The organism is Paenibacillus xanthanilyticus, assembly GCF_042682185.1.
Classification (GTDB): Bacteria; Bacillota; Bacilli; order Paenibacillales; family Paenibacillaceae; genus Paenibacillus_Z; species Paenibacillus_Z xanthanilyticus.
The window spans coordinates 737,725-763,254 of record NZ_JBHUHA010000002.1 but is presented as its reverse complement, the minus strand read 5'-3'; the positions used below and the strand labels follow the sequence as shown (position 1 = coordinate 763,254).

The following is a 25,530-nucleotide window of genomic DNA, read 5'->3' as shown; positions in this document are numbered from 1 at the left end:
ACGTTATGTATCATCTAGTAAGGAAGAAAGAGTCGAAATGTCGAGGGGAGCGTCGGAAGTTGGTCAGATCGAAACGAATTGCCACGTTTTTAATTGTATGCATGCTGGCTATGCCCGTTACGTCGGGGTACGCGGCAGCAAATGGCGAACCGGTGGATACAAAGGGCCACTGGGCGGCGGGCACGCTGGACAAATGGTCCGGCAACGGCTGGTTGAAAGGGACCGCGGAAGGGGAATTGCTCCCGAATCGCACGATAACCCGTGCGGAAGTCGCGGCATTGGTCAATGCTTCGTTTGGGTTCACCGACAAATCGGGCGCGGTCTTTAAAGATGTCCGATCCGGCATCTGGTATGCCGATGCCGTCTCGATCGCGGCGCAGGCCGGCTTTCTGCAAGGGTCGGCGGACGGGTATTTCCGGCCCGATGCGGCAATTACGCGCCAAGAATTCGCCGTGTTGATCGCGAGGCTGCTCGACTTGGGACCGGCAGATCCCCCGGCACATTATAAAGACGCCGTGAATGCGCCCGGCTGGAGCAAGGGCGCGATTGGCGCCGTCCTGAAAGCCGGCATTATGGTCGGCCAGACACCAGACTCGTTCGGGCTGCAGAAGCTGGCGACGAGAGCGGAGGCTGTCGTGATCCTCGATCGCGCGCTAGGCAAGCGGACAGTTCAAACCGAGGAGCAACCGGCGGACAAGCCGGAATCGGCAGAAACGGAGAAACCGGCCGTTACGGCGCCGCAGACGCCAATCCCGCCCGCGGCGGGGAACGGCACCGGCGGCGGGGCTCCCGGCGGAGGCAATCCGGGCGGCGGTAATTCGGGAGGCAGTCCTGTAAGCGGGCCGGCGGAGGCTTATTATGCAGAGGCGAAGACGGTTCTTGGCGGTACGGCCATCACGCTGAAGACCGCGCCGCCATATGGAACGTCGCTTTGGTATGCGCCTGTCGGCACGACGGTATTCGCCGAAGGCCCGCAGCAGTCCGTGCTGAGAGGCAATGGCGTCGCCAAGCGGATCGCTGCGCCGGAGGCGGCCGGAACGTATCGGCTTTACGTGGTCAGAGGCGGCACGGCGTCGGCTGCATCGTTTGCCGCGCTGACCGTCGCGAATACGCCGAATATCGAGGGGACGCTGAAGAACAAAGTCGGCGCCGCGATCGAATCCGGCGAGCTGGTGCTGGAAAATCATAAGGGAGAACGGTTCACAGCCAACGTGGCCGCCGGAGCGTTCAAGCTGTACTTGCCGGCAGGGGACTATCGCGCGGTGAAGCTGGTGCACGGCGATGCCGAGTCCGACTTGTTCGCGCGCTTCTCTGTTAAAGGCGGCAAACTGGCGGTCGGCACTTCGCTTGATCTCATCGTCTATGCGTCCGCAGAGCACAATGTGAACGGCGAAATCCGTTTCGACGGCGCGGTAGGAACCGATGTGGACGGCATAGCGGAGGTGGCGAAGGAAGGGAGCGGCAATCGCTATGCCGTTCCCGTACGGGATGGGCGTTTCGTTTTGTATTTGCCGGCAGGCGTCTACCGCGTCGGCGGATTCCGGTCGTCGAGCGGCGAATGGTTTGCGGCGCCCGAACGTGTTTTTGTCGTGGAGCAGAACCCGTCCGTCATTGCGGTTGATCTGAGGCGGGCTAACATTACCGGGGGAATTATCCAGGCGAATGAACAGCCGGCAGCGAATGGGCTTGTCGATATCGTCAGCGCGGGAGTGGGGAATAGACAGTACTACCATGCGCGCGTGAACAATGACGGACTGTTCCAGGTTTATTTGCCTGACGGACCTTACAAGTTCTACAGTTACGACAATGGCGTGTACAGTCAACCGATCGGCGGATCATTTTTCGTTCAGGGAGGCAAAGTTACCGAGGGCGGTACGACCGTGAAGCTTCCAGCTGCGAATTTCTCCGCGACTATCAAACAAGGGGAACGAACCGTAATCGAAGGCAGCATCTGGGTTGGCAGAAGCGACGGCAGTTCCTTCGCCATTCCGTTCAAGGAAGGCAAGCTGGAGGCGGCGTTGCAGCCGGGTTCATATACCGTGAAAGCTTACCGCGGGGATTATGGAAGCTACGCGTTGAATGTGCCTTTCGAATTTACCGAGGGTATGAAATCCGTTACACTTGCAGTGCCAGCCGCCAACGTGAAGGTCACGTTCACCGGCGCGGACGGCGATCAGAGCGGAACGCTTAGCATCGTGAATGTCCACGCGAGGGAAACCTACTCTGCCCCGGTGCTGGAAGGGAAAGTTGAAGCCTTCCTTCCGGATGGCGAGTATGCGCTCTTGTATAGCGGGGAGAACGGCAAACTGATCACGCTGCAGCAGCGAATTACGATCAAGAACGGACATGCCGCCCAGCCGGAGATGACCCTCCCCGTTCCGGTAGCGAACGTAAAGGGGACGATTAGCGGTGGCGGCAACGCCCCCTTTGTAAGAAACATTGTGATCCGCTCGAAGTCTAATCCTACCGACGTGTACCATCCGCAAATCGTGGACGGTCGATTCGATCTATACTTGCCTGACGGCGAATATGAAGTGACGGGATATTCGTTCAATTACTATGCCGACTTCGCGCTTTCCCTGGCCTTCAAGGTCGAAGGCGGCGCCAGTCCGCATGTTGAAATCCCCGAAGGCAAAGTAAAAGGTACGCTGCATCAAAAATTAACGGGTATTCGTATTTCTGGCGCTAACCTGTTAGTCAGAAAAGTTGTCGGAACGAATGACCAGACCTACTCGATTCCGGTGATCGACGGGAAGTTCGAGGCTGATCTGCCGGATGGGGATTACCGTGTGGTCGGTTACGAAGACTGGGGTTCGTATCATTTGACTACGTTGGTCGGCGGGTTCACCATCAAGGGAGGACAATCTCAAACCGGCCCGCTGCTTCTTATTGAAGAGGGAAGCAACGTCGAAGGTACTCTCTATTCCGCAGAAGAATGGTATACCCAAGTGAAGCTGTACGTGCTGAACGACCAAACCCAAGAGCAGCATTACATTGAAGTGCGCAACAACCAGTTCAGCGCTTATTTGCCTGACGGTTCGTACACGATCCAGGGCTACTACGATACGGCGAGCAATCGCGTTGTGGAACTCGGCCGGCCGCTCGCGATTCAAGGCGGCAAGCCGACGGAGAAACCGATCGTCCTATCCAAGGATGCGGTCCAACGAGGAACGGTCAAGACGGCCGGGGGCGAAGCGGCGGACGCGGGCAAGCTGCGGATCAAGGCGGCGGGGGAGAACGGCACTCGCTATGAGGTGCCGGTCAAAGCGGACGGGACGTTCTTCTTCAACCTGCCGGCCGGCGATTATATCGCGGAGAGTTATGCGGGTTCGGCCGGGAATGTCGATTATGCGCTGAACGTGCCGTTCACGATACCGCAGGACGGAGCAGGTCAACCCCTTGCGCTCGTGATCACAGCCGCGATAAGCGGCAAGGTTCAAGGCGCCGCTGGCGAGTCGCTGCCGGACGGCGTGCTGACGTTGAAGGATGCAGCGGGCAAGCTCGTCCAGATTCGCGTACAGCACGGCGTGTTTCACCAGCCATTAACCGACGGCACCTATAAAGCGGAATCGTATACAGTCGGAAAAACGAGCCTGAAGGTCAACTATACGTTCGAGGTCAAAGCCGGCAAGGCCGACCGCGAGCTGACGATCGTGCCGGTCGCCAACGCGATCGGGGGCGCGTTCGCCGCCGATGGAACGCCATGGGATGGCGAGCTATTCCTCACGCCGTCCTCGCCGAAGGAGCCGTTCGTCGAGCTGAGCGTCGTGAACGGCCTGTTCGCCGGTCAATTGAAGGACGGCACCTACATCATCGCCACGCTGCAGAACGGGGATGTCTACGTGCCCGTCATGCGGACGCTCGTCGTCAGCGGAGGCCGGGTGACGGATCCGGCTGTGCTTCAGCTTCTGGTGCCAACGTCGCCGATTCCGGTCGGCGCGCAATGGACCGACGGTACGTCCGTGAACGGACTGGCGCTGATCATCCAGCCTCGCGGCTCCTCGGCGAAGATGCTCCTGCCTATCCAAGACGGGCAAGCCGAGCTGCTGTTGAACAACGGGATGTATGACATAACGGGGTATCTCCTCGTGAACGACGAGAAGCCCAAACCGTTTAATCTGCCGTTCGAGATAAAGGAAGGCGAGCTTATCCCGGACCCGGCTGCCATCCAGGACGGTCGTGCGAAAGCCGATCCGTTCACGGTGCTGCTGCCGAAAACCTAACCAGCACGTTATCGTGCGAACAATTTATCGCTTATCGCCAGAACTTTAGATAAAAGCCGCCGGGCTTGCCCGCGCGGCTTTTGTCGCGTCATGCGGCGTGTGTCGCCAGCACATGGCCGTCGTTGCTTCTTCGATTTCCCACGCCGCCCACTGATTCCCCCATGAAAATAGATCGAATTTCCTCATGTTTTTATGCGAAAATGTGTCTTACAATGGAAGGTAGGCATGAAGAAGCGCTGCGACGGGGAAATTCGAAAACGCTTTCCGTCGAAATACGCGGTTATGCCTGAGCCGGAATGCCCACACTTGAAGCGAGTACGGCTTTCATCATGGATTTTACCGCAGGGGGGTGCGAGCTTGTATAAATCGATCATTCGGATCGTCAACGATATGAAGCTGCGCCATAAGCTGTTTTTGTCGTTTATTGTAGTCGTGTTCATTCCGGTGCTCATCATCGGGTATTTCTTGACGAGCGAGCTGCGCTCCATGGCGCTCGGCAACGCGATGGAACAGACCGTGACGAACGTCGAGCGGGTGAAGAAACGGACGAGCGAGGTCGTCAGCATCTCGTACGACACGGCGTACCGGCTGGCGAACGATGCCCGGCTGGAGACGGTCGCGAATCGGCGGTACGACTCCGTATACGACGTCGTCAAAGCTTATAAAGAATATCCGGATTTTCGGGATAATCTGCGCTTATATGAAGAACTCGCCGCGATCCGGCTGTACGTGAACAATCCGACGCTGCTTAATAACTGGGAGTTTATCCAGCCAACGCCGGACATCGTGGAGGCGCCTTGGTACCAAAGCGCCATTCAGAGCAGTCTCGTCGATTGGAGCTACGTCGAGGATGAGCGGGACGGGAAGAAATATTTAAGTCTTGTGCGGCGGGTCGATTTCCCGAACCAAAATTCGACCGGCGTGCTCGTCATTAATGTCAATTCGGAGATGCTGGCCTCTATCCTGGCGCAAGAATCGTTCGAGACGATGATCGTCGACAGCAGCAATCAGGTCGTCGCGTCCAATCGTCCCGGCAAGCTGGGCAAGACGCTGGAGGAGCTCCAATTCGATCCGGCGATTATCGAGGGCATGACGGGGACGTTCGAGACCGTCATGGACGGCAACAAGCTGCAAATCATGGTGGACGATCTCCGGCCGAAATCCAGCATGAACGAGCTTCGCATCCTCTCTATCTTCTCGATCGACCAGATCGTGCAAGAGGCGAACCGGACGATCCGGCTGGCGGTCACCGTTATCTCGATCAGTCTGGCCGTCGCGACGCTGCTCATTTACGGATTTTCCACCCTGCTGTCCAACCGGCTGCTTCGCCTTAGCAAGCATATTAACAAGGTGGCGACGGGCAATCTCGGGATCGCGATGGAGATCGACGGCAAGGACGAGATCGGCCAGCTGTCCAGGCAATTCAATGCCATGGTCGCGAGCATTAACGGGCTGATGAGCGAGGTGGAGGAGTCCAATTACCAGAAGCGGCAGCTCGCCCAGAAGCAGAACGAGATCAAATTCAAAATGATGGCCAGCCAAATCAACCCGCATTTTCTGTTCAACGCGCTGGAGTCGATCCGCATGAAGGCCCACATCAAAGGGGAGACGGAAATCGCGAAGGTCGTGCGGCTGCTGGGCAAAATGATGCGCAAAAACCTGGAGGTCGGCAATCGCAGCATTCCGATGCGCAGCGAGATGGATATCGTCCGCTGTTATCTGGAGATCCAGAAATTCCGCCATGGCGACCGCCTTCATTTCGAGCTGCTCATCGATCCGGCCGCGGAGGAAACGTTCATTCCGCCGCTCATCATCCAGCCGCTCGTCGAGAACGCCGTTGTGCACGGGCTCGAGAGCAAGGAGGAAGGCGGTCTCGTTCGGGTCAAAGCCAGCGTCGTCGGGCAAGAGGTGCATATCGAAGTCATGGACAATGGCACCGGCATGACGGAAGAGCGGGCCGCGGTCGTCCTGCAATCGCTGAGCGAGCAGGACGACGACGAGCGCAACCGGATCGGGCTGCGCAACGTCCATATGCGGCTGCTGCTGACGTACGGCGCGGAGCACGGACTCAACATTCACAGCGTGCCCGGCGAAGGGACGCAAATCCGGTTTCACATTCCGCTAGGGGGGCGATCACATGTATAACGTGCTGCTTGTCGATGACGAGCCGATGATACGGGAAGGACTTCGGACGCTGATCGACTGGGAGGAGCTGGGCTACCAGGTCGCGGACACCGCCGGGAACGGGAGGGAAGCGCTGGAGAAGCAGGAGCGGCTGAACCCGGATTTGATGATCGTCGATATTCGGATGCCGGGCATGGACGGCTTGACGTTGATCGGCCATCTGCGGGAGAAGAACGAGCGTCTTCATATTTTGATCCTGAGCGGGTACGCCGATTTCGATTATGCCAAGAAAGCGATCCAATACCAGATTGACGGCTACCTGCTCAAGCCGGTGGACGAGGACGAGCTGACCGGATATTTGGATCGGCTGAAAAAGGTGCTCGACGCGGAATCGGCCGCGAACCGGCGTCATTCGGCGATGAGCGAATGGAACCGCGAACGGCTCATTCAGACGTGTCTGGAAGGGGCTTATCCGGAGGATGCCGCCGATAGCTTGGAAGACGCCGCGCGGGAGGCCGGGTTAGTCTGGCCGTCCTACGAGCTGCTGCTCGTGCGGCTGCATGCGGAGCAGGATCTGGATTCCGGCGTCTTCGCGTACATGAAACGGCGATTCGTCACGTTGTTCGAGGAAGCGGGGCGGGGAGTTGTCTTTTACGCGGAGCCGTATATCGGTCTGCTGCTTCGGGAGCCGCTGCAGAGCGAATACCAGAGCGCCCGCGTCTATCGGGATATCGCGAATATCGCGGCTGAACGCGAGCTGGGCTTCACCGTCGTCTCGGGCGGCGCGGAAGAGCGGCTGACCGATCTCGTGCGCGCCCATGCGACGGCCGTGCGGCTGATGAATCTGCGTTTCTTCTATGAAGAAGGCCGCATCATCGGAGAACAGACGGAGCCGATCGATCACAAGCTGGCGGACGAAGCGGACGAGCACGAGCCCTTCGATCCGGATGCGACCGCGGAGAAGCTGTATTTGACGCTGGATATCGGCAACATGGAGGCCGCGAAGCAGCTGGCCGCCGAAGCGGGCGAAGCGATGCTGCGCGCGAACTATTCGGAGCAAGAGATCAAGACCGGGATGGTGCAGTTGATCACGGGCGCCATCGGGAAGCTGACCCTTCACCGCCAAGAACTGCAAGATCGGCGCCACGAGCTGTCCGGCGGCATTATCGGACTGTACAAGCCGCATACCTACCAGTCGTTGATCGAGAGCGTGCAGTCGGTGCTCGCCCGCGCCATGGAAGGGCTGGACGCGGGTGGAACGGATAAGCAGATCATGAAGATGATCGATCTCATCCAGCGCAATTACCAGCAGCCGCTCAAGCTGGAGACGCTGGCGGACGTGCTTGGATACAACAGCGCATATTTGGGGAAGCTGTTCAAGACGACGACGGGCGAGTATTTCAATAGTTATCTGGACAAGGTGCGGATCGAGAAGGCGAAGAGCTTCCTGGATCAAGGCATGAAAGTGTACCAGGTCGCGGAGAAAGTCGGGTACACGAACGTCGACTATTTTCACAGCAAATTCCGCAAATACGTCGGCGAATCGCCATCCGCCTACAAGAAAAAGTGAAACATTCGACACGCGCTCGGCCAACGCCGGGCGCTTTCTCTATTTTCTAGGGGACGGAGTAGAATTTTTATATGATTTTGTAGAAAATCCTTGGGGTACTTCCGCCGCCGCCGCTTCGTTACAATAAGGACATACAGCAAGGAGGGGTACCAATGGAAGCGGTAACACAAGAGAAGCCCAAGGAGAGAGGGCGCCGCGAGACATCCCGGTTCTGGCGCATTTTTCTACAGCAGAAATATTTGTACATGATGTCCATTCCGTTCGTCATCTGGGTATTCATCTTCAGCTACCTGCCGTTATGGGGCTGGACGATGGCATTCCAGAAGTACAGACCGATGCCGAACAAATCGTTCTGGGAGCGCATCGTCGATCAGAAATGGGTTGGATTCGATCAGTTCGCGCGATTGTTCGCCGATGACCAATTTTATCTGGTGCTGCGCAATACGCTGGCCATGAGTTTCATGGGGCTGATCGCAGGCTTTACGATCCCGATCATTTTCGCGATTCTGCTTAATGAAGTCCGTCTGATGGCGTTCAAGCGATTCGCGCAAACCATATCGTACTTGCCTCACTTCGTATCCTGGGTCGTCGTCGCCGGCATCGTCACGAAGATGCTGTCCGCCGACCACGGCGCAGTCAACGATTTCCTGATGTGGATCGGCATTATTGATCAGCCGATACAGTTCATGGCCAAGGGATCCTACTTCTGGAGCATCGTCACTGCGGCCGATGTATGGAAGGAAACGGGCTGGAACACGATCATCTACCTGGCCGCAATCGCCGGCATCAGCGCCGAGCTGTACGAAGCTGCGAGAGTCGACGGCGCAAGCCGGCTTCGCCAAATCTGGCATATTACGATTCCGGGCATACGTTCGACGATCATTATTTTGCTTATTATGTCCATCGGACATCTCGTTAGTATCGGCTTCGAGAAACAGATGCTGCTCTCGAACAACCTGGTCACCGACTACTCGCAGGTGCTTGACCTGTACGCCTTGCAGTACGGACTGCAGATGAGCAACTTCTCGTTCGGTACCGCGATCAACATGTTCAACTCCGTCGTCAGCATCATCCTGTTGTTCACGGCGAACGGCATTTTCAAACGGATTACCAAAGAAAGCATCATGTAGGAGGGGTGCCCCATGGCAGCGAAAACGATGCGCAAAGGCGCGCCTATATCTGACCGCATATTCGATATTTTCGTCTACGGCTTCGTCCTGTTGGTGACGGTCGTGACGCTCTATCCGTTCCTGAACGTGCTCGCGCTGTCGCTCAACGATTCGACCGACAGCGTGCGCGGCGGCATCACGATCTTCCCGAGGGAGTTTACGCTCAAGAACTACAGCATTATCTTCGGCTACGAAGGCTTGCTGCAAGGTTTGCAAATTTCGGTTCTCCGCACGATCGTCGGCACGGTGCTCGGCTTGATCAGCGCTTCGATGCTGGCCTTCACGCTGTCGCGTCCGGAATTCCAGGCCCGCCGCTTTATCTCGGTGTTCCTGGCGCTGACGATGTACGTCTCGGGCGGTCTGATTCCGACGTACCTGCTCATCAAGGATCTGAACATGATCGGCACTTTCGCGGTCTACGTTCTTCCAGGCATGGTATCGGCGTTCAACGTCTTCATCATCCGCTCGTTCATGGACGGCATTCCGTATGCGTTGCAGGAATCCGCCAAGCTCGACGGCGCGAACGACTTCACGATTTACTGGCGGGTCATCCTGCCGATGGCGAAGCCGGCGCTCGCGACGATCGCGCTCTTCTTGGCGGTCGGTCAATGGAACGCCTGGTTCGATACATGGCTGTACAATGCAAGGGCCGATCACTTGACGACGCTTCAATTCGAATTGATGAAAGTGCTGCAAAGCACGACCACCGGCAACAGCGATTACCGGAACACGAACATCACCCAGGTGATGGCGAGCATCTCGCCGGAATCGGTCCGCATGGCGATCACGATCGTCGTTACCGTTCCAATCCTGTTCGTCTATCCGTTCCTTCAACGGTATTTCGTGAAAGGCATGACGCTCGGCGCGGTCAAAGGCTAATCGCCGGACTGACCAAACTTGCCGGCGGTAATCACGGGCAGCGCAAGCTGCCCTCCATATCGGTATTTACAGGGGCACCTGTTGTACAACATATAGTTGTGAATCCAAAAGGGAGGTTTACACGATGACACAAAAGAGAAAGTGGACTGGCGTAGTGTTGGCGACCGCGATGGTAGCCGGACTGCTCGCAGGCTGCGGCGGCAACAACAACGGCGGCAACGCCGGTACGAACAATGGTGCGACGAACGGCAACCAGGCGGCGGAAGGCAATAACGCGGCGTCCGAAAATTTGAGTCCGCTTACATTAACGTACTACAGTGAAGATACGAACGCGAACTGGGCGAACATGCAGGATGCGGTCGGCAAGAAAATCACGGAGAAAACGGGTATCACCCTCGACGCGGAATTCGCGGTCGGCGACCCGGTACAGAAGTCCGCGCTCATCGCGACGAGCGGCGACTACCCGGATCTGATCGCGGCGAAGAACAGCATCAACAAATTCGTTGACGCCGGCGCCGTTATCGACCTGACCGATCTGATCGAAGAACATGCGCCCAACATCAAGAAGCTGTACGGCGAAGAGATGAACCGTCTCCGTTACAGCAACGAAGACAAATCGATTTACGTCATCCCGACGAACGCGGGCGTCGACCAAACGTACTTCACCGCAGGCGGCGGCTTCGAGCTCCAGCATCGCGTCGTGAAAGAGCTGGGCTTCCCGAAAATCCGCACCGTGAAAGATTTTGAGAACGCCATCAAGCAATATTTAGCAAAGCATCCGAAGGACGAGAACGGCAATCCAAACATCGGCCTGACGCTGAACGCGGACGACTGGCACATGTACATCTCCGTCACGAACCCGGCTTTCCTCGCGACGGGCGGCTCCGACGACGGCGAATACTACATCGACATCGACACGCAAGAAGTGACGTACCACTTCAGACGTCCGGAAGAGAAAGAATACTTCCGCTGGCTGAACCATATGAACGCCGAAGGCCTTCTGGATCCGGAGAGCTTCGTTCAGAAGTATGACCAGTACAAAGCGAAAGTCGCTTCCGGCCGCGTACTCGGCTTGATCGACCAAGAGTGGGACTATGCGGACGGCGAGAAAGCGCTGAAGGCCGCAGGCAAATTCGACCAAGGCTACGGCCACTACCCGGTCACGCTGACCGAAGAATTTAAAGACGCTTCCTTCCAGCCTACCGGCTTCCTGAGCGGCTACGGCGTCGCGATCTCCAGCACGAACCCGGATCCGGTCCGCACGATCAAGTTCCTGGATTACCTGGCTTCCGACGAAGGTCAAGTGCTCGTGAACTGGGGCATCGAGGGCGAGCATTACAAAGTAGAGAACGGCAAGCGCGTCATTCCGGCAGAAGTTAACGACCGCAAAATCAACGACGCCGCGAACTTCCAGAAAGAATCCGGCATCGGGCAATACCAAATGATCGGTCCTCACTACGGCGACGGCGTGAAAGATCCATCCGGCAACTACTACACGACGAACTTCCCTGAGCAAATCGTGGCCAGCTACAACGACGTGGAGAAGGAAGTGTTGGCCGCTTACAAGGCGACGACATGGAAAGATCTGTTCCCGAAAGAAGAGGAATTCAAAGTTAAGCCATGGGGCGCGGCATGGAACATTCCGGTTCCAGGCGACAGCGAAATCACGATTCTCGACGAGAAGCTGAAGAGCATCACGTGGAAACGCATTCCGGAAGCGATTCTGGCGAAGCCGGCCGATTTCGACAAAGTGTGGGATGCCTACATGAAAGAAATCGAAGCGGCAGACGTCGAGAAAGCGGAAGATCTGCGTCAAGAACTGGTCCAACAGCGCGTAGAGCTCTGGAGCGGCAAATAGATCGACTCCAATTGCGCAGCCGAGCGGCAGCGCAGCAGAACCAAAACCTCCAACCGAGCATTGCGGGTTGGAGGTTTTTTTGCCAAGATAGGGCGAATGGAAATCGCAGGAAGAAACGAGGAGGGCAGAAACCGCATGAAGCAACCGGGGAACGAACTGGCATTATGGTACGAGCAACCGGCCGGGACATGGGAAGAAGCGCTGCCGATCGGCAACGGCCGTCTAGGCGGCATGGTGTTCGGCGGCGTCCGGCAGGAACGAATTCAATTGAACGAGGATACGCTCTGGTCGGGCTTCCCGCGCGACACGAACAATTACGAGGCGCTGCGCCATCTGAAGCGGTCCCGGGAATTGCTGCGCGAGGGGCGCTTCCGCGAAGCCGAGAAATTGATCGGCGATGGCATGCTCGGCCCGCGCTCGGAAGCGTATTTGGCGATGGGCGATCTATGGCTCGACCAATCCATGGCGGGCGGCTGGAGTGAATACAGGCGATCGTTGGATTTGGATACCGGGATCTCGTTCACGGCGTTCCGCGACGACAACGATACGGCTTATCGTCGAGAGACGTTCGTCAGCCATCCCGACGGGGTGATGGCCGTTCGTATGGAAGCCGAGGGTCCGGGAACGATTAATGCACGCGTCCGGCTAAGCTCCAAGCTGCAATTCTCGGTCGCGGCGGATCCAGCCGGGGAAGAAGCGACGACCGGCAAGCTGACCCTGCGCGGCAGGGCGCCGAGCCATGTCGCGGATAATTATCTGGGCGATCATCCGCAAGCGGTGTTGTATGAGGCGGAACGCGGATTATCCTTCGCCATCATGCTAATCGTGCAGTTGAACGGCGGGCGGCTCGCCGCGGACGAGGATGGCAGCCTCGTCATCGAAGGGGCCCATTCCGCGCTCATTCTGTTGACTGCCGCCACCGACTTCACGGAATATGACGATCAGCCGGCTCCGGGCTCGGGATTGGAGATCGAGCGTTGCGAGTTGCAGCTTGCGGCCGCTGCCGGGATCGTCTACGACGAATTGAAGCGCAGACATATCGAAGACCATCGTGCGCTGTTCCGCCGCGTGAGCCTTACGCTAGGCGCAAGCGAAGGCGATCGGCTGCCGACCGATACGCGTCTGACAGCCTACCAGGGCGGAGCAACCGATCCGGCACTGGAAGCGCTGTTGTTCCAATATGGCCGTTATTTGCTCATCGCGAGCTCCCGTCCGGGCACGCAGGCGGCGAACTTGCAGGGCATCTGGAACGATCACGTCCAGCCGCCTTGGAACAGCAACTATACGACGAACATCAATACGCAGATGAATTACTGGCCGGCTGAACTTGGCAACCTTGGCGAATGTCACGAGCCATTGTTCGACTTGATCGGCGAGCTCAGTCGGACGGGCGCGCGGACGGCGGCGATTCACTATGGCGCGCGCGGCTGGACGGCGCATCATAACGTCGACCTGTGGCGCGTCTCCACGCCGGCGAGCGGCGATCCAAGCTGGGCGTTCTGGCCGCTGGGCGGCGCGTGGCTGAGCCAGCATCTGTGGGAGCGCTACCGGTTCAGGCCGGACGAGGAGTTCCTGGCGAAGACCGCTTACCCGCTCATGCGCGGCGCGGCGCTATTCGGTTTGGACTGGCTGCAGGAGAACGAGGACGGTACCCTGACGACGCTGCCGTCGACGTCGCCGGAGAATCGCTTCGTCACGGAGGAGGGCGAACCGTGCAGCGTGACGATCGGCTCGGCGATGGATCTGACGATCCTCCGCGAGCTGTTCCATGCTGTGATCCAGGCGGCCGAGATAGTGGATGCGGACGCCGAATTGCGGGGCGAGCTCGAGCGCGCGCTCGCGAGGCTGGCGCCCCTGGCGATCGGAGAAGACGGACGACTGCAAGAATGGTCGCTGCCGCATAAGGAGCTGGAGCCGGGACATCGGCATGTCTCGCATTTGTACGGCGTCTATCCAGGCGCGTCGATCAACGAACGCGACACGCCGGACCTTATGGAGGCCTCGCGCGCGTCGCTCGCTGCCCGCATCGCGCAGGGCGGCGGGCATACCGGATGGAGCTGTGCCTGGTTGATTAATCTTTACGCCAGGCTGCGCGAGAGCGAGAATGCGCACCGATTCGTCCGCACGCTCCTCTCTCGCTCGACGTATCCGAACTTGTTCGACGCGCATCCGCCGTTCCAGATCGACGGTAATTTCGGCGGCACGTCCGGGATCGCCGAAATGCTGGTGCAGAGCCATCTCGATACGATCGAGCTGCTGCCCGCGCTGCCATCCGCCTGGACGGAGGGCAAGGTTACGGGCTTGAGGGCCAGAGGCGGATTTATCGTCGATATCGAATGGCGCAATGGCAAGCTCGCGCAGGCGAGAATCGAATCGACTCATGGCTCGGACTGCCGAATCGGGTATGACGGGGGAGTTTCCATCCGACTTCCGGATGGAGAGATCGTCGCGTCCCGCGCGGCTTTCGGAACCGAAGTTGGCGGCATTTATTTGGTTACCGGCGTGGAAGGCGGATAGCATAGAGTCTGACATGCGGCAATCCGCATGGGCACGTATGTTCGGAAAACGAGCGGAAACGCGAAAATTTCCAAATAGCCGGGCGACCTTTGGTTGCCCGGCTGTTTGGCGATTCCCTTCCCCGATTATTTCCTAGGAAATGTCGTAGGCCTAACACGCTAAATTGATAGTTGGATTTATGTATTTGTTAATCTGTTGCTAATTTTATCATTGCGAACAGCCATGGTTTTATGGTTTAATTAATTCATGTACATAATATGTTAATCAGTTAGTTATTTCATTAATCCAGTATGCGGTTAAAGGAGATTTGTGACATGAGCAATCATATCGTCATTAACGCCGACCTCACGAAAGGTACGATCAGCAAGCATATTTACGGTCATTTCGCGGAGCATCTGGGTCGCTGTATTTATGGCGGCATCTGGGTTGGAGAAGATTCGGATATTCCGAATACGAACGGCATTCGCAACGACGTCTTGGAAGCGCTTAAAGGGTTGAGCATTCCGAACCTGCGCTGGCCGGGCGGCTGCTTCGCGGATGAATACCACTGGAAGGACGGCATCGGTCCGCGCGAAGGCCGCAAGCGGATGGTCAACACGCACTGGGGCGGCGTCGTGGAGAACAACCATTTCGGCACTCATGAGTTCATGAAGCTGTGCGAACTGCTCGGCACGGAGCCATACGTCAATGGCAACGTCGGCAGCGGCACCGTCCAGGAGATGTCCGAGTGGGTCGAATACATGACGTTCGACGGCGAATCGCCGATGGCGGACCTGCGCCGCGCGAACGGGCAAGAGCAGCCTTGGCGTCTGAAGTTCTTCGGCGTCGGCAACGAGAACTGGGGATGCGGAGGCAACATGCGTCCGGAATATTACGCGGACCTGTACCGCCGCTACCAGACGTACGTGCGGAATTACGGCGACAACAAAATTTACCGCATCGCGGGCGGTCCGAACATCGACGATTACCGTTGGACCGAGGTGCTCATGCGCGAAGCGGGCCGTATGATGGACGGCCTCAGCCTGCACTATTACACGATCCCGGGCAGCTGGGAGGAGAAGCAATCGGCGCTTGATTTCAACGAGAGCCAGTGGTTCGAGACGATGAAGAAGGCGCTGCACATCGACGAGCTGATCACCAAGCACAGCGCGATTATGGACCAGTACGACCCTCAGAAACGCGTCGCGCTGATCGTCGACGAGTGGGGAACGTGGTTCCTGGTCGAGCCGGGTACGAATCCAGGCTTCCTGTACCAGCAGAACACGATGCGCGACGCGCTGGTCGCAGGACTGTCGCTGAACGTGTTCAACGCGCATTGCGACCGGGTCCGGATGGCGAACATCGCCCAGACGGTCAACGTGCTGCAATCGGTCATCCTCACCGAAGGGGACAAAATGGCGCTGACGCCGACCTACCACGTCTTCGAAATGTACAAGGTGCATCAGGATGCGGAGCTGCTCGAGCTGTCGAACTCGTCCGCTGCCTACGAGATGAACGGTCAGACGCTCGACCAAATCAGCGCGACTGCCTCGCGCGGTCAGGACGGCAAGCTGAACATCAGCCTTTGCAACGTCAGCCATGAAGCAGCGGCGGAGATTACGATCGAGCTGCGCGGCTTGAAGGATGCGCAGGCGTCCGCTTCCGGCCGCGTGCTGCATGCGGCGGATATCCACGCGCACAACACGGTTGACGCGCCGAACGCGGTCGCGCCGGTCGCGCTGGAAGGCATCCGCTTCGAGAACGGCATTCTGCGCGCGACGCTGCCGGCTGCATCCGTCGCGGTGCTGAGCATCGGGTAACGCCCGATGTCCGCGCTCGCAAGCCGGCCGGAAGGCTGCAAGGGCTGTCGGGACAGCGTCCATGTGCCGGAGGCGCAGATCGACCGCATGATCGAGAAGCTGGAGCGCCATCCAGAGAGCTGCGCGCCGACCGATCAATACGAGGCGCGGCTGGCCAGCTGCGCGGCCTGCGCCGATCTGCAGTACGGTTCCACCTGCGCCCACTGCGGGTGCTTCGTCCGGGTGCGCGCCAAGCTGCTGGCCGGCACGTGCCCGAAGCCCGGCGGATCCAAGTGGGCCTAACCATCTTAGTCCCGTCCATGCCGCAAGCCGCCCGGCTCGCCCTTCATCGGAGCGTGAGCCGGGCGGCTTGGCGCATGCGCGGGCTAGCGATCGTCAGCATGCTCCGCTCGTCGCGAGCGGAAACCAAACTGGGCGTTGCCAGCATGCTCCGCTCCCTATCGCGAGCGGAAACCAAACTGGGCGTCCCAAAATCTAATATGAATAAGCCATATTGTTCTATATAAACGATCACCTTTCTTGGACTATAATGGTGCCAAAACCAAGAAAAGCAGGTGCACGCATGAACCGAAAACTACGTTGGGGCATTATAGGATGCGCAGGTATTGCAGTTCGTTCCGTTATTCCAGGTATTCAGCAGTCGGAGACCGGCGAGGTCGCCGCGATCGCGAGCCGGGGCTTGGCCAAGGCGCAGGAGACTGCCGAGAAGCTGGGCATCCCGAAAGCTTACGGCAGCTATGAAGAGCTGCTCGCGGACGGAGACATCGACGCAGTCTATATTCCGCTGCCGAACCATCTACATATGGAGTGGACGATTAAAGCGATCGAGGCGGGCAAGCACGTGTTGTGCGAGAAGCCGATCGCGCTGAATGCGGCGGAAGCGCAGCGCATGGCGGACGCCAGCCGCAGCGCGGGCGTCCATCTGGCCGAGGCGTTCATGTACCGCTATCATCCGGCCTACGCGCGGGTGAAGGAAATTATCGATTCCGGCGAAATCGGCGAAATTCGCGGTATTCACGGCACGTTCACGTTCAACAACGCGAAGGATTCCGGCAACGTCCGCTACAAGCGCGAATGGGGCGGCGGCTCGATTTACGACGTCGGCTGTTATCCGATCAGCGCGGCCAGACTGCTGCTTGGCGAAGAGCCGGTTGCCGCCACCGTTCACGCCTTGCTATCGCCCGAGCACGACAACGTCGATATGATGGCCTCGGGTATTCTCGAGTTTAGCGGCGGCGTGGCGCTCTCCTTCGACTGCGGCATGTGGGCGGCATTCCGTAATACGCTCGAGGTGCTCGGCACCGAAGGACGCATCGAGCTGCCATCCGCTTTCCTGGGCTCGAACTTCTTCGTGCACACGGGCGAAGGCACGCGTGTAGAAGAGCAGCCGACGCTTAACCAATATTCGCTTCAGGCCGACGATTTCGCACGCGTCGTATGGGGCGAGAAGCAGGCTACGTTCGCGCCAGAAGACGCGGTGGCGAACATGAAGGTAATCGATGCTTGCCTGGAGTCGGCGTATACGCGCTCCCGGGTCACCCTTTAAGGCGAGAGGAGCGGCGGATACGATGAAGAAGATCGAACTGGCGGGATTGAAGCAGGGCGTATCGCAATTGATCATGGGCTCGGATTACTTCGCGCCGGAGGTGTATGAACTGGTGCGGACGAACCTCGACGCGTTCACCGCGATCGGCGGCAATACGATCGATACGGCGTATATCTACTGCGGAGGCAAAAGCGAGCAGGCGATCGGCATGTGGCTGGAGGAGCGAGGCAACCGCGGCGACATCAACGTCTGGACGAAAGGCGCGCATCCAAACCAACACGGCTCGCGCGTGTCCAGAGAAGCGATTCGCGAGGAGCTCGGCATCAGCCTGGAGCGTCTGCGTACCGATTACGTCGACTTATACGCGCTTCATCGCGACGACCGGAACGTACCGGTCGGCGAGATTCTGGAATGGCTGAACGAGCTTGCCGAAGAAGGGCGCATCCTCACGTTCGGCGCATCGAACTGGACGACGGACCGGCTTGCCGAGGCGGCCCGCTACGCGGAGGAGCACGGGCTTCGCGGGTTCTCGTTCAGCAGCCCGAACCTAAGCTTGGCGAAGGCGCAGGAACCGTATTGGCACGATTGCGTCAGCATCGACGCGCCATCGCTGGCTTGGCACGAGCAGAGCGGGCTGCCGCTGTTCTCCTGGTCCGCGCAGGCGAGGGGCTTCTTCACCGGCCGATTCACGCCGGACGACCGCTCGGACGCCGATCTTGTGCGCGTCTTCTACAACGACGACAATTGGGAACGCTACCGCAGAGCCGAGCAGCTGGCGAAGGAGAAGGGCGTGACGACGATTCAGATCGCGCTCGCCTACGTACTGAACCAGTCGTTCCCGTCGGCGGCGATCATCGGTCCGCGCAACGAGGCGGAGATGCGCTCCTGCCGCGAGGCGGCCGATCTGACGCTGTCGCCCAGCGAGATTCAGTGGCTGGATTTGCGCCAGCCTTAAACGAAACACGGCACGACCCGCCGAATATCTATTCGGCGGGTCGTTCGGTTGTATAAGCGGCAGAGCTCGTCTGCTCGCCGCATGCGTGCTTAGAACCACCTTTGCGGCCATAGCGACGATACAGGCTCGGCATAGATTTGCCGCGCGGCTTTTGCCAGCAGCGTCCAATAAGACGGAGGAGGGGTTTTGGCGCTCGCCAGTTGCCGTTCTTTGATGCGGTCCGTGTAGAAGCCGTGCGCGCCCTGGTCCATGTACCGCAGCATCGCGTCCGCGTCATTTATGGTGTGGACGTACGCATGTACGCCCGCTTGCTCCAACCGATGCAGGAAGTCGGCGTTTGCCATCGATTCCGGCAGCGTGACGGCCGCGACGCGCGGATGGGCGCGGACGAACGTCAGCGCCTCCGCTTCCGTATCCGGGGACATATAGAGCGTATAGATATACGAATCGAATCGGTGCACCGATTCGATCGCGGCATACATCGTTTGGTCGTAAAATTGCGGGACAATCCGGCGCAGCAGCTCCGGTTCATGCTCGGCGGCTTCCTTCATCGCCTGGAATTGACGGCGAACGATGGTCGGATCGGCGTCTTTCGTATCGGTGATGAACACCGCGTCCGGATAGGCCCGCAGCAGATCGAGGAGCCCCTCGAAGTCCAGCGTTCGGTACGCATGATGGACGAGCAGCGACAGCGCCTCTTCGCGGGTCAGCGGCAGGCCGCGCCGGCCGGCTTCGGGCGGGGTTTGTCCCAACAGCCCGTACAGATAGGTCTGCCAGTCATGGCGTGTAACGAGATAACCGTCGGCGGACAGCTGCAGATCGACTTCGAACAACCGATAACCGTCGGCATAGTTCGATTGGAACGCCTCCAGCGTATTCGTATACGTGTGCCCGTCGATTTCGCCCATGCCGTGCGCAACGAGCCGATGACGAGTCCAATCGGGCTCCGTTCTGGGCGATTGCGCGGCGAGCGCCGTGTTGGGACCGTGTGTCGTCGTAGCCGCGAGAGCGTAGGTTAGTAGACTAATAGCCAGCAGCAGCGCGGAAGATCGGTTCATATGGAGCAGCCTCCCTCCGGAATTCGTGGATGTCAAGGAATACCCGGTGTTTACCCGCTTTGGGGGGACGATAATCCGGAGCGGATTGGCGGCTTCATTGTTCCCGCGCTTTTTGGTAATCTAGTAGAGTAGAACAGCGAGATGTGCGAGATTCGAGCAAGTTAACAAAGGAGCGTATACATATGAGCGAAATCAAAGCTTTCGAGGGAACTTATCAAGGCGAACGCGCTATCTACTTGCGCGCGGGCCGCTACGAGGCGGCGCTGCTTCCGGAGATCGGCGCCAATCTGATCGCCTTCCGCGACGTGGAGAACGGGAATCGCTTCCTGCACGAGCCGACCGAGGAAGAATTTGCTTCCTTTAAGGCCAAGCCTTGGATTCATGGCATTCCGGTCCTGTATCCGCCGAACCGGTTCGAGGATGGCAAATTCCCGTGGAACGGCACGGTCTACCAATTCCCGGTCAACGAGACGTCGACGGGCAACCATCTGCACGGCTTCGTGGCAGATACGCCTTGGGAAGTGGAGGACTTCGGCCAAACGAAGACCGAAAGCTACGTCGTCGCCGCCCTGCACGTCACCGAAGGCCATCCGGTCTATACGTATTTGCCGCACCGCTTTACGATCAAGCTGCGCTACGCGCTCGGCGCGAACGGCCTGTCTCAGCACATCTTCGTCCAGAATGAAGGCGATTCCGAGCTTCCATGCCTGTTCGCCTTCCATACGGCCATCAACGCGCCGTTCGTGCCGGGCGGAGAGGCCAAGGATTATCGCGTGAAGCTGACGATCGGCGAGCGTTGGGAGCTGAGCGAGCGCATGCTGCCGACCGGCGCCTACCAGCCGCTGACGGCCGACGAGATCGCGCTGCGCGACGAGGGCGTCTACCCGTTCTTCGGCGAGATGGACAACCATTACACCGCGGTGCCGCAGAACGGCCGCAACCGGATGGAGCTGACCGACACCAAAGCAGGCGTCACGCTCGTGTATGACGTCGGCACCTCCTACAAGCAATGGATGATCTGGAACAACGGCGCGACCGAAGGGTTCTTCTGCCCGGAGCCGCAGATCAATCTCGTGAATGCGCCGCACGTCGACCTCCCGCGCGACCAGATCGGTCTGTTCAGCCTCGCCCCGGGCGAGATTTGGGAAGAGACCGCTCGCCTGTACGTGAAATAAAAGAAAATTACCAATAAAAAGCAAAACTCCGCGCCAATCCGGCGCGGAGTTTTTGTTTTTTATTGGAATGCAAGAAACGCACCATCTCTCAAAAGGCAGTAAAGCGTGTCCGCCCCAGCGGACGAAAGCGAAGGTCAGCACGCAGTAAGCCATCCGCTCTATCGAACAGGATTCCACCCCAAGGCACAACGTTACGTACGAAGCGCGAACAATAGCCTGTCCGAAGGACAAGCGGGCCCCCTGCGAAAGGACACATCGAAGACGGCCGCGTAGAAGGCAGGCTTATTTCGGGAGTCCAGAGGGACGACTCCCTCTGGTTCCCCTCCGCTGGAGGGGGAAGGGGCGAGGTGTAGACAAGGAAGGGGCGAGGCGAATGACGGGATGGGGCGAGGAAAAAATAAAATTATTTTGCGATTTGATGTAAAAACTTGTTCGGTTTTGGTCGAAATAGAAAGTAACAGATCGCGTGGCGACAAGCGCGGTCGATCAGGATTAACGGAAACGGGGGACAACAAGAGATGACAGAACCGATAAAGCCTACCTTCATACAAGAATCATTTGCCAGATGCGCGGCTTACCAATTGAAGGCAGACCAATTACCGGGATACCAATCTTGCGATCCCGAACGGCATGCGGCGAAATTGGAAGAATACGCGGAGACGCTTTCCATTACACAGGAATTCATTACGCATATGCAGCTGTCCGTCTCCGAGGAGCTGCCGCTGCTGGCGGCCGTATTCGATAACGAAGGCGTGATCTTGCAGCTCGCCGGCGATTCGACCATGATGAAGCTGATCGAGGCGGCGGGCTTCAAGTCCGGTGTCGCGCTGACGGAAGAGCTCTCCGGCACGAACGCGGTTAGTCTGGCGATCATGAGCGGCGGTCCCGTGCAGCTGATCGGCGACGATCACTACCATCATTTTTTCCACAGGCTGGCCTGTTATGCGGTCCCGTTCAAATACTTGGAGACCGGCGCGCGAGGCGCCGTGCTGCTGATGACGTCGGCGCATCTTCATAATCCCCTGCTCATCCATCTCCTCCGGACGGCGGTGGATGCCATCGAGCGGGAGATGACCCTTCGCGAACAGAACAAGCGGCTCAACGTGCTCAATCAGATCATCATGAACACGAAGAAGAACTCCGCCATCATCTCGGATGAATCAGGATTCATTATCGAGGTGAACGAGCTGGCCGCCCAGAACTTCAAGCTGAGCCGGGACGAGCTAATCGGCAAGCAAATTTGCGAACTGCCGCATTTGGGCGATTATTTCGGCCGCGTGCTGACAGAAGGCGCCTTGTACGAGGATATCGAAATTAGCCTGGAGGGCTTCAACATCGTCGGGTTGTTCGATGCCAGCCCGATCCTGAACGAGAAGGGCAGCATCATTGGCGCGTACGGACAGTTCCGCGACATTACGGAACGCTACGAAGCGGAAGCGCGCATTAACTATATGGCATTCCATGATGAGCTGACCGGACTTGCGAACCGCCGAATGTTCATCCAGACGGCGCAGGACGAGATGCACCGGCAGCCGCATTTGGACGAAGGCCAGCTGGCATTTATCTATTTGGACCTCGACCGTTTCAAGTTGGTCAATGATTCGCTCGGGCACACCGAAGGCGACCGGCTGCTCAAGGAAGTCGCGACGAGGCTGAAATCGTGTATTCGCGACAACGATCTGGTCGCCCGCATGGGCGGCGACGAATTCATGTTCATGCTGCGCAGCGTGCATCATGAACACGAGATTGCCGGCGTGGCGGAGCGCATTCTGCAGGCTTTCGAGGAGCCGTTCATCCTGGGCGTGCACGAATTCCACGTCACCCCGAGCATGGGCATCGCGCTGTACCCCAAAGACGGCACGGATATCGAGACGCTGATGGTGCAGGCGGACAGCGCGATGTATCAAGCGAAGGCGAGCGGGAAGAACACGTTCAAATTTTTCGACTCCGATATGCGCATCATCACCGGCGGCCAGCTGGCGCTGGAGACCGCGATGCGCCGGGCGATCGAGCAGGAACAGTTCTCGCTGCACTATCAGCCGCAAATGGACACGCAGACGGGCAAGCTGATCGGCATCGAAGCGCTGATCCGCTGGCAGCATCCGACGATGGGCATGATTCCGCCGAGCCGGTTCATCCCGCTTGCCGAAGAGACAGGGCTGATTCTGCCGATCGGCCAATGGGTCATGAGGGAAGCCTGCCGGCAGAACAAAGCCTGGCAGGAAGCCGGTTACGCTCCTATGCGCATGTCCATTAACTTATCGGCCAAGCAGTTCACGAAGAGCGATCTGATCGAATCGATCTCGAGCGTGCTGGATGAGACATCCTTGACGCCGGACTTCCTCGAGCTCGAAATAACCGAATCGATGACGATGGACGTCAATTCGACGGTCATGACGCTGAACGGGCTTCGGAAGCTGGGCGTACAAATCGCGATGGACGACTTCGGCACCGGCTACAGCTCGCTCAACCATCTGAAGCGTTTCGGCCTGCATCGCTTAAAGATCGACCAATCGTTCGTCCGCGATATTATGACGGACACCAACGATGCGGATATCGTCGGTTCGATCATCGTCATGGCGCACCGCCTTGGCCTGCGCGTCATCGCCGAGGGCGTCGAGAATAAAGAACAGTATGAGTTCCTGCAGGAACATTTATGCGACGAAGTGCAGGGCTACTATTTCAGCAAACCGCTGCCGGCGGAGGAGCTGGAGAGCCAGTTCCTCGCCGTCGACAGCGCACTCATACGATAACCCAAAAGGACTGCCGAAGCGGCGGTCCTTTTTTTGTCGTGACCTTGTAACGCCGCAAGGCGATCGCGCCTCCAATAACGACACCAGTATCGCTGTTGCTCCATGAGGTGTTCCCTTAAACATGCAGCGACTATTACCCGTAAGGCCTCCCGCGCGTAACGAGTCATCCCGCTCAGCGGCTTCCCGAGGGTTTAGCCTCCTTCCCTTCGGGAGCATACGCTTGGGCAGAGCCCTTTGGTTCCCCTCAGCGGAGGGGGAAGGGGGAGGAATAGTCTAGGCCATTGGCAGGAGTCCGGAAAGTTGCAAGCGGGATTTTGTCCTTCATAATAACTACATATTTGATTAACAGACGGTTTACAAACCTTGCCTATAATCGGTCTTGTACATAAGGAACACCCCTTGTGAGGCAGGCAATGGCAGGATCGGCGAATGACGAACGAGGGCGGTCATGAAGAGACAACGGCAGGTCAAAAACAGTTCTAACGAGGAAAGGTGAACTAATTCCATGTCCATGAAGAAAACGGTCATCATCTCCGTACTCGCGGCAGCGGTCAGCACGTCCGCGGTCGGCGCCGTATCGGCTGCTCCTGCGGCGACGGCAAGCACGCAAGTTACAAGCAGCACGTTCTACGTGAACGATGCGTTAACGACGGTTCGCACGATCGTGAAGGACGGCGTGACGCTCGTGTCCGTCCGCGATCTTGGCGTCGCGGCAGGGGCGACGTTCACGGTAACGGGCGGCAAGACGGTGCTGGCGTACTTGAACGATGTGCTTGTCGAGCTGCAGGACGGTTCGACTACAGTGCGCATCGGCGGCGAAGAGGGCGAACTGGGCGCGGCGGTCGTGAACGTGAACAACTCGTTCTACGCCGAACTGGAAGGCTTCGCGAGCGCGCTTGGCATTGAGCAGACGACCGATGCGTCCGGCAAAGTATGGCTGGATACGACGAAGCGGCTTGCGGATGCGGAAGATCCGATCTGGATCGACGCGCAAACGCTGCTTGTCAGCACGCTGGCGGAAGATGGCAGCCGAGTGGATTATAAAGTAAACGCGGCAACCGGCGAATTCACGGAAGTATTCCGCACGAGCACGGCTTCGACGCTGACGGTTGCGCCAAACGGCGCGAAAGCGGCTTACACGGACGAGACCGGCGCGGTCTACGTACTGGATCTGGCGACGAAATCGTCGGCGAAGGTAAGCAGCGACGACACGATCAAGCCGGAGCTCGTCTGGTCGGCGGATAGCAGCGCGATCTATTTCCTGCAAGGCGACAAAGGCTCGGTGATCGCGAAGCTGAACCCGGCCGATGGCGCGATTACGAAAGTGCTGGAAGATAAAGTCGACTACAAAGCCGATCTGGCGGTATCCGCGGACGGCAAGAAATTCATCTATTCCGTCACGAAGCCGGGCGCGGTCACGGCCGATGCCAACAAGCCGGTCGAGAGCGACGACGTGGCGATCGACATGACGGGTACCGAGCCGCAGCTGTACGTCTTTGATTCGAGCGTGAAGGACGGCAAGCCGGCGAAGCTGACGGAGAAGACGGACGACAAAATTTTCGTCGGCGCTTCGGCGGACGCGGGTCAAGCCTACTACATCAGCTCCGAAGAGAACAAAGCCTCGTCCCTGATTGCGGTCGGCACGGACAAATCCGTCAAATCGCTGCTGGATGGCAAAGACGTGATCCAAGCAACGGCAGCCGGCGATAAGCTATACGCGCTTGTGGCCACGGCGACCGGCGGCGAAGTCTACGAAGTGCAAGGCGGCACGTCGAAGCTGCTCTATACGGTATCCGAGGACGTGTCGGAGATCGTAGCAGGCCAAGGCACGCCGGTCGCGGTCGTCGAAGGCGGCGCGATTCTCGTGGACAACGGCGGCAAATGGAAGAAAGTCACGAAATAAC

At 58.4% G+C, this 25,530-nt stretch carries 15 protein-coding genes; 14 read left to right on the top strand and 1 reads right to left on the bottom strand.

Going from position 1 to position 25,530, the window contains the following annotated elements:
- Window positions 1-59 precede the first annotated feature (59 nt).
- From ACFSKT_RS20405 to ACFSKT_RS20355, 11 genes are all read left to right on the top strand, one after another.
- On the top strand, window positions 60-4,223 hold the full coding sequence (locus ACFSKT_RS20405; RefSeq protein ID WP_377718376.1) for an S-layer homology domain-containing protein: 4,164 nt from the start codon (window positions 60-62) through the stop codon (window positions 4,221-4,223).
- Window positions 4,224-4,580: 357 nt separating this feature from the next.
- On the top strand, window positions 4,581-6,368 hold the full coding sequence (locus tag ACFSKT_RS20400) for a sensor histidine kinase (RefSeq protein ID WP_377718377.1): 1,788 nt from the start codon (window positions 4,581-4,583) through the stop codon (window positions 6,366-6,368).
- Window positions 6,361-7,917, top strand: a complete 1,557-nt coding sequence (locus ACFSKT_RS20395) for a response regulator transcription factor (protein WP_377718378.1) — start codon at window positions 6,361-6,363, stop codon at window positions 7,915-7,917. The genes ACFSKT_RS20400 and ACFSKT_RS20395 overlap by 8 nt, the downstream gene beginning before the upstream one ends.
- A 152-nt stretch (window positions 7,918-8,069) precedes the next feature.
- Window positions 8,070-9,047 carry an ABC transporter permease gene (locus ACFSKT_RS20390; protein ID WP_377718379.1) on the top strand — a complete coding sequence of 326 codons (978 nt, stop codon included), beginning with the start codon at window positions 8,070-8,072 and terminating at the stop codon, window positions 9,045-9,047.
- A 12-nt stretch (window positions 9,048-9,059) separates the two neighbouring features.
- On the top strand, window positions 9,060-9,965 hold the full coding sequence (locus ACFSKT_RS20385; protein WP_377718380.1) for a carbohydrate ABC transporter permease: 906 nt from the start codon (window positions 9,060-9,062) through the stop codon (window positions 9,963-9,965).
- Between the two features lie 124 nt (window positions 9,966-10,089).
- Window positions 10,090-11,823, top strand: a complete 1,734-nt coding sequence (locus ACFSKT_RS20380; protein WP_377718381.1) for an ABC transporter substrate-binding protein — start codon at window positions 10,090-10,092, stop codon at window positions 11,821-11,823.
- A gap of 135 nt (window positions 11,824-11,958) precedes the next feature.
- Complete coding sequence (locus ACFSKT_RS20375; RefSeq protein WP_377718382.1) at window positions 11,959-14,340, top strand: glycoside hydrolase family 95 protein; 2,382 nt, start codon at window positions 11,959-11,961, stop codon at window positions 14,338-14,340.
- A gap of 314 nt (window positions 14,341-14,654) precedes the next feature.
- The gene (locus ACFSKT_RS20370; protein ID WP_377718383.1) at window positions 14,655-16,139 is read left to right on the top strand and encodes an alpha-N-arabinofuranosidase; all 1,485 of its coding nucleotides are present in this window, start codon (window positions 14,655-14,657) and stop codon (window positions 16,137-16,139) included.
- Window positions 16,140-16,145: 6 nt separating this feature from the next.
- Window positions 16,146-16,421 (top strand): DUF6171 family protein, encoded by a 276-nt coding sequence (locus tag ACFSKT_RS20365; protein ID WP_377718384.1) that lies wholly within the window; start codon window positions 16,146-16,148, stop codon window positions 16,419-16,421.
- Window positions 16,422-16,701: 280 nt separating this feature from the next.
- On the top strand, window positions 16,702-17,685 hold the full coding sequence (locus tag ACFSKT_RS20360) for a Gfo/Idh/MocA family protein (protein ID WP_377718385.1): 984 nt from the start codon (window positions 16,702-16,704) through the stop codon (window positions 17,683-17,685).
- Between the two features lie 22 nt (window positions 17,686-17,707).
- On the top strand, window positions 17,708-18,640 hold the full coding sequence (locus ACFSKT_RS20355; protein ID WP_377718386.1) for an aldo/keto reductase: 933 nt from the start codon (window positions 17,708-17,710) through the stop codon (window positions 18,638-18,640).
- Window positions 18,641-18,729: 89 nt separating this feature from the next.
- Here the strand turns inward: ACFSKT_RS20355 and ACFSKT_RS20350 are convergent, their stop codons facing one another.
- Complete coding sequence (locus ACFSKT_RS20350; protein WP_377718387.1) at window positions 18,730-19,698, bottom strand: phosphatidylinositol-specific phospholipase C/glycerophosphodiester phosphodiesterase family protein; 969 nt, start codon at window positions 19,696-19,698, stop codon at window positions 18,730-18,732.
- A 182-nt stretch (window positions 19,699-19,880) separates the two neighbouring features.
- On the opposite strand from ACFSKT_RS20350, the gene ACFSKT_RS20345 reads away from it, so the two are divergent.
- The 3 genes from ACFSKT_RS20345 (at window position 19,881) to ACFSKT_RS20335 (ending at window position 25,529) form a co-directional block, all read left to right on the top strand.
- Entirely contained in the window at window positions 19,881-20,873 is a 993-nt protein-coding gene (locus tag ACFSKT_RS20345) for an aldose 1-epimerase (protein WP_377718388.1), read from the top strand.
- A gap of 518 nt (window positions 20,874-21,391) precedes the next feature.
- Window positions 21,392-23,626, top strand: coding sequence for a putative bifunctional diguanylate cyclase/phosphodiesterase (locus ACFSKT_RS20340; protein ID WP_377718389.1), 2,235 nt, complete (start codon window positions 21,392-21,394; stop codon window positions 23,624-23,626).
- 505 nt (window positions 23,627-24,131) lie between these two features.
- A complete protein-coding gene (locus ACFSKT_RS20335; RefSeq protein ID WP_377718390.1) occupies window positions 24,132-25,529 on the top strand; it encodes a stalk domain-containing protein in 1,398 nt (465 codons plus the stop codon).
- Window position 25,530: the final 1 nt, after the last annotated feature.